The 5,966-nt window shown below is 50.2% G+C and carries 5 protein-coding genes and 1 pseudogene; 3 read left to right on the top strand and 3 right to left on the bottom strand.

Annotation, left to right across the window (positions count from 1 at the left end; genetic code table 11):
* Window positions 1-994, top strand: a pseudogene (locus Q0241_RS07605) (hypothetical protein); the annotation flags it as partial.
* A 488-nt stretch (window positions 995-1,482) separates the two neighbouring features.
* Here the strand turns inward: Q0241_RS07605 and Q0241_RS07600 are convergent.
* Both Q0241_RS07600 and Q0241_RS07595 read right to left on the bottom strand, forming a co-directional pair.
* On the bottom strand, window positions 1,483-2,532 hold the full coding sequence (locus Q0241_RS07600; RefSeq protein ID WP_299375542.1) for a hypothetical protein: 1,050 nt from the start codon (window positions 2,530-2,532) through the stop codon (window positions 1,483-1,485).
* 119 nt (window positions 2,533-2,651) lie between these two features.
* Window positions 2,652-3,575 carry a replication initiation protein gene (locus Q0241_RS07595; RefSeq protein WP_299375539.1) on the bottom strand — a complete coding sequence of 308 codons (924 nt, stop codon included), beginning with the start codon at window positions 3,573-3,575 and terminating at the stop codon, window positions 2,652-2,654.
* A 1,382-nt stretch (window positions 3,576-4,957) separates the two neighbouring features.
* Here Q0241_RS07595 and Q0241_RS07590 point away from each other — a divergent pair.
* A complete protein-coding gene (locus Q0241_RS07590; RefSeq protein ID WP_299375536.1) occupies window positions 4,958-5,203 on the top strand; it encodes a hypothetical protein in 246 nt (81 codons plus the stop codon).
* 78 nt (window positions 5,204-5,281) lie between these two features.
* Window positions 5,282-5,710 carry a helix-turn-helix domain-containing protein gene (locus Q0241_RS07585; protein WP_299375533.1) on the top strand — a complete coding sequence of 143 codons (429 nt, stop codon included), beginning with the start codon at window positions 5,282-5,284 and terminating at the stop codon, window positions 5,708-5,710.
* Here Q0241_RS07585 and Q0241_RS07580 read toward each other — a convergent pair.
* Window positions 5,660-5,966 (bottom strand): hypothetical protein (locus Q0241_RS07580; RefSeq protein ID WP_299375530.1); only part of this gene is annotated, 307 nt, incomplete at its 5' end. The two genes, Q0241_RS07585 and Q0241_RS07580, sit on opposite strands and share 51 nt — an antisense overlap.

The raw sequence follows: 5,966 nt of genomic DNA, 5'->3' as shown, positions 1-5,966 counted from the left end.
AGCGATGTTGGATTCTCAAGGTGCTCAAGCCGTTGCAGATCATATTCTGAAACAAAAAAAAGTTCTGATCACGGACACAACAATGCGGGATGGCCACCAATCATTATTGGCAACACGTATGCGGTCGACGGATATGCTGGGCGTTGCCAAAGCCTATAGCCACAATTTGCCAGACCTCTTTTCCATGGAATGTTGGGGCGGCGCGACGTTTGATGTCGCCTATCGCTTCTTACAAGAAGACCCTTGGCATCGCTTGCGGGAATTACGCGCACTTATGCCTAACCTGCTCACACAGATGCTTCTACGCGCCTCCAATGCTGTTGGGTACACAAATTACCCTGATAATGTCGTTGAGCAATTCATCTGGCGCGCAGCAGAAAATGGCGTTGACGTCTTTCGGGTTTTTGACAGTCTCAACTGGACGACGAATATGCGTCTGGCCATCGAAACGGTTATTAAAACGGGCAAGATTTGCGAAGGCACAATCTGTTATACGGGCGACATTTTAAACCCTGACCGCTCCAAATATGATTTGGATTATTATGTGAACATGGGCCGTGAATTGGCGGATATGGGTGTCCACATTTTGGGTCTGAAAGACATGGCAGGATTGTTGAAGCCGGCCTCTGCGCGGATTTTGGTCAAAGCCCTCAAAGAGGAAACAGGCCTCCCCGTTCATTTCCATACGCATGACACTAGCGGCATCGCGGCAGCGACTGTTCTCGCCGCGATCGATGCAGGCGCTGATGTTGTCGACACGGCCATGGATGCATTCTCTGGCGGAACGTCTCAGCCTTGCCTTGGCTCCATCGTCGAAGCCCTCCGAAAGAAAGCCATCGACGAAGCACAAATCATGGCGCTGCTGACCCAGGGTATGGACGTCTTCGAGAACAACAAGAACATGACCAAGAGCGAGACCTTCGGCGCGCTCGGCACTCTGACAAGCATTGCCGACACAATCAAACGCATGAAAGACGCGAAGCTCATCGACTGAGCGACAACGACAACCCAAGTATCCTCAAGACACAACTCGGAGGGTGGTCAGCCGGCGCTTACCTATGATCTAATGAAAGTATGAAAATTCAAAGAGAGTTAGAAATAAGTCTCTTTGCTCATAAGGAGACTTTGGGGCCCCCGCACCCCAAAGTCTCCTCTTATTCGTCCTCCGGAGGTTGCCTGGAGCTTGAATAGAGCCAAGCATAAAATAAGGCGCCCCGAACAGGCACCTTATCCGTGAAGTAACAGTTGAAGACTGGGAGGCTGCTCTAGCCTAGAGCCTCAAGCATACGGCCGTAGGTCTTCGGCTGCACCGCTTGCTCTCGGCGGTGTTTCAACTCGTTGAGTTGAGAAATCAGTTCTGCCCGTTGGAGGCCGTCGATTGGAGTCTTGTTTAGTCGCACGATTACATTTTGAAGCTTGCGATCGATCATCGTCACCGTTTCTTGGCTAGGAGAAACAGGGCTCACAGTGTGACGTCGAGATTTAAACAGGTTCATCAGGTCCTCCACTTTCGTCAGCGGCAGAAGGGGGGGCTTCTTCACCACTATTAGCATAACATGCAACGAGCACCGCAATCATTTTCGAAAGAATGCGTACGGTCTCGACATTTTGAGACGCGACATCATCCTGAAGATCCGTTGAGAACTTATCGGGTTGGTTCGTCGTAACGCTTACGACGCCCCAGACTTCGTTCTCTACACCAACGAAGATTGGCAAAGATGCTACAGACCTATAACGGCTCAGCTCTGCCTTTGGATCCTCTTTAGCCTGTGCGCCAAGCTTGTTTGTATGCAAGCTGGCCGGCAGGAGCATAGTGTCTGGTACGATAACCTCGTTGGCTGACATCCAAGCTTGTCCGCTATACCCTTCCCCTTTTTGCCATGATCGAGACACGTAGTCTTGTTCTTCGGCCTTGTTGGGCTTCCTGTTCAAAACAATCTCAAGGCAGGAGGCTTCGGCCGAAGATTTTCTGACCACTTTGTATACCGATATGGTCATCTTGTCGGCATATGTCATGCCCATAGAGGCCAAGAGTTCAGCTTGGCAGACGTCGAATAAGTTCTTGATCGCCTTTTCAATGCCAGGCCGGGGGCTGGCCACAAGCAACTGCTCTGTTTGTTCTAGCATGAGGCTAAAGGCTGATTGCATCTGCAAACGCTGCGTATCAATGCGCTGCATGTCCCCGATTTGGCGCCTTATTTCATTGCGTTGATATAAATAGCGTTGGGTATGGTCTATGGCGCGCTTGGCTTCATCGAGAAGTACTATGTGGTCTTTCTCAAGAATTTTCTGGATTATGGCGCATACAACGGCCAGGGACGCTCCTAAGATACCGAATGTGGAAGCTGACCAAGTCGTGAAACTTGAAGCCGAAGATGCCGCTATTCCTCCGACCGTGGCAATCAAGCCGAAGACAATAACACCTGTACCTGCCAGCCTGCTGATCCGTTCTGCATTTTTGAGATGAGAAAGGGTTCTTTGCCACCAATTTCGGGCAGTGTCGTCGATGCTATCGTTGTTGCTGTCTTCCATAATTTTCGGTCCTAACTTTCATTGAAAAGCGCCTCAGACAATTTTTCGGCAAGAGGCTTCAACTGCACCTGATTAAAGAAGCCCCACAACAGCCTGTCATAGACGTCTTAGCGGTGGCGCTAAGACGTGCCGTCAGTGTCGTAAATCGAAGATAGAGCCGTAGCCAACTCCTCGCGCTCCCATCCTTCCCGCGCTTCCCTAATCCCGACAAGATGCTCGACCCGCCCTTCTCGCCTCGTTTTGCGGCCTACCCGCGGACGATCGAGCTCTTTCATTGCCTCTATTCGTGCGGCAGAGTCCTTCGTGCCCCAGGTTAGTGTGACACCGACAATCTTGCGCCGTCGGATGATTGGTACAAACCCAGCATGAAATCCTGCGAGATGATTGATCTCGGCAACGGCTCTCTCCAGTGCCTTCGCACGCAGGTTCCTCCATTCTTTCAGCTTGCCATCTGGGACGCCAAGGATCTCTCTCAGTTCTTCAAGTGTGTAATCTTGAGATGTCTTCCTCATGCCAGCCCGCAGAGACAGCACGGTGTAAAGGCGCAATGCATAGCGGCTCTCGAACGCTAGGACGGCGCGTTTGCTAATAACGGCCCAGTGTGTGCTGTTGCTGATCGCTTTACGCAGGGTGGGGCTGAACTCAAAGCGCAGCTCGGCTTGATGCTCGTCTTCATCTTCTCGCTCCACATCTGAGAGGATCGGCCCACTCTTGGTGTATTTCCTACCTTTTGGGTCTGTGAGGCGGAGCTTGAGGGTTGTTGTGTGCAGCTCGTCGACCAAGTCGATCAGCTCAGAGATGGACAAATGGAAAGTCTCGTTCAGCGCTGCCAGAGTAATCTGGTGAGTTTTCGCCTCTGCAACATCTACCCCCGCTGCTTGGACAAGAAGGTGGAAGAGCTTGGCTCCACGTAGGGACATCTTGCCACCAGCAGGGAAGCGCATGTCGACCATCTCCCCAGCTTCGACAATCGCGTCCGGGTGGTCTCGATAATTACGAACAGCATCAAGTGTTCTCGGAGGGGTCTTCTTAGACTCGATCATCCTACTACCTGTACCGCCTACAGGTAGTAGTGTCGAGTTCTGCAGCCCGTGATTGGTAGCACGTACGCCCGTGATTGGTAGCACGTACGCCCGTGATTGGTAGCACGTACGCCCGTGATTGGTAGTCCGATGGTGTATTTTATGTATTAAAATCAGACACTTATTTCTCCATGAAATAGAAATAAGAAATAAAGAAAAGATAGAAAGCTGATTAGACACGAAAGTTCACAGAAGTTTCGTGTCTAAGAATTGCCACTGTAGCTCAACGCGAGAGCAACTGACTGTTAATCAATTGCTCCACGTTCAGGGTCTAAACTAAGATATGAAGAAGGTATCCAGCGGCTCCGATTAGCATTCCCATCTCCAAGAGATCGAAAAGCCGGTGACCTGATCCTGTCAGCCGTAAACCGGCATGAGAGATCGAGATGTTGATATTGTCTACGACAGACATTGTCATTGCTCCAAACATGAGGGGGGTGTTCCTTCCCGAAATTTGCTCGGAAAGGGTCGTTTTCATAACAGCTCACATCATTTTCGATGAAATGCTGCTTGATCCGATCTCGCTGAATAGGGCAGTCTGCATTTGCTAGAATGGCTGCGCCCGATGAGATGTTGCTTTGTTACTTACTGTTTCGAGCCTCCTTTCGTCGGGCCAGTTTTTTGGAGCAATGCTCCTGCTGTTGAGCCATGGCAAGGTACCGTAAATGGCAAACCGCTCAACCCTTTTCTAGATTTGTCCAAGTGTTTGAGCGGCCCGTCAAGAGTTCCTCGCTGTTACGCTTTCAATGCGCAGTGACGAACTCCAGACCTTCATTCATTTGGAGGTATCTGATCTTCAACTCATTGGCTTAAACCGCCTTCACATGACATCTGTAACTGCCTTCTCCAGAGCGTAGTAGCTCCGTTATAAACGAACCCAACATACTCGATTACTTACTTATACCCCGACCCAGCGCCTTCGTCGCATGGGATTGACTAGCAACTGGGATATCCGTTCAGGTGCCGCCGTTTCCCCCAGATAGATCAAACATGCGTGCTTCCGTTTTTGATGTCTTGGTTACGTCTATGAATGCTCCTGGCAAGTTAAGAGAGCCCTCTCGAACGTCGTTCGAAAAGGTATTATCACGAAGTAACTGCGCCCTTTAACTCACAGAAAATTCGAATTTATTTTTTAGATGGTCCGGAGGCGCTAGCTAGTGCACGCGCCATTTTTGGTCAACGCGGTTATCGCCGAAAATTGCCTTTTTGTCACCATATATAGGATAATTAATTATCCACATCCCTACATTTAGCGGGCGCAGGCCTCAGCGACCATAGGGCCGGTTTCTGCGATTCAGTAAAAAACAATGTGCCTTTCGAGGGTTAGGGAGGCCCTCTCTTGCATGGCAAAATCTGAATATTGCGCGCTTCGCGTCATGGTTGTCGGCCTTGCACAAGTCCTTGTGGATAACAGCGATCCGGAAAGATACTGCAAACAGAAGGTTCCATCACTTTCCTCCGTTCCTTTTTTTGATGCCGTGGTGGAGCGGCGGAACGCTCCCGGCCTTCTCATTTCGACGGAAGTTCAAAATTGGCCGCTCTCAAGCAATGACACCCATTTAAAACTGTGCAAAACTGCTCTTATGTGAGCAATTCAGCTCAAAGGTGTGATTTTATTGGTGAAATCTGATTTTCACACCCACCGTGCACAGTGTCGGAGTTGAGACATGGCAATGTTTTCACCAGCAACCGCGGCGAAAAAGGCCGGAGTTTCTCGATCATTGATCTCTCGCGCACTCAAAGACGGGTCTTTGAAAGGGACCAAGAAGAACAATGGACACTGGTCGATCCAGGACACTGATCTTGACGAATGGATGGAGCGTACAACTGTGCGCGCTGAAACCGATAAGACGGCGCCGGAAAAGGTAGTGCCTCAAACTGGAACGCGAGACCCAGATGATGCAGCGAAGATTGAAGAACTCACGAGAGAGCTATCGAAGAAATCTGAAGAGCTGGCAGATGTAAAAGCCAGACTGGAAGTGACGAAGGAAAGCCTTGTCGAAGCAAAGAACGACAGAGATGCCTGGCAAGAACAGGCGCAACAGTTAGCTTCCAACAGTCGGTCCGGTTTCTTCCGGAGGCTCTTCGGCGGTTAATTCATCAAGACGCGCCATTATATTCCTGACATCGAGACCAGCTCTCTTTGCTTCATGCTCTTGCAGCTGTTCAAACGTAGACTTCTCAGGCTTCCGCGCGAAATCTCGCATGAAGTCGGTCAACTTCTTCCAGTTCTTGGCGATAAGATCCCTCATCGTTCGAAGCTCAGTAATCAGAGCATCCTGCTCTTTGCGCTTTTTCTCGACTTCAACCGCAAAAGCCTTCTGATCATTTGCCAACTTTTGCTGACCAGAT

The organism is uncultured Kiloniella sp. (assembly GCF_937128705.1).
Lineage (GTDB): Bacteria > Pseudomonadota > Alphaproteobacteria > Kiloniellales > Kiloniellaceae > Kiloniella.
The sequence above is the reverse complement of the archived record's forward strand: the minus strand, read 5'-3'. Positions and strand labels throughout refer to the sequence as shown.

What these genes read in the sequence shown, in the direction of transcription:
- Q0241_RS07600 (WP_299375542.1), bottom strand. Translation starts at nt 2,532, where the DNA reads ATGGAAGACAGCAACAACGATAGCATCGACGACACTGCCCGAAATTGG.
- Q0241_RS07595 (WP_299375539.1), bottom strand. Translation starts at nt 3,575, where the DNA reads ATGATCGAGTCTAAGAAGACCCCTCCGAGAACACTTGATGCTGTTCGT.
- Q0241_RS07590 (WP_299375536.1), top strand. Translation starts at nt 4,958, where the DNA reads ATGGCAAAATCTGAATATTGCGCGCTTCGCGTCATGGTTGTCGGCCTT.
- Q0241_RS07585 (WP_299375533.1), top strand. Translation starts at nt 5,282, where the DNA reads ATGGCAATGTTTTCACCAGCAACCGCGGCGAAAAAGGCCGGAGTTTCT.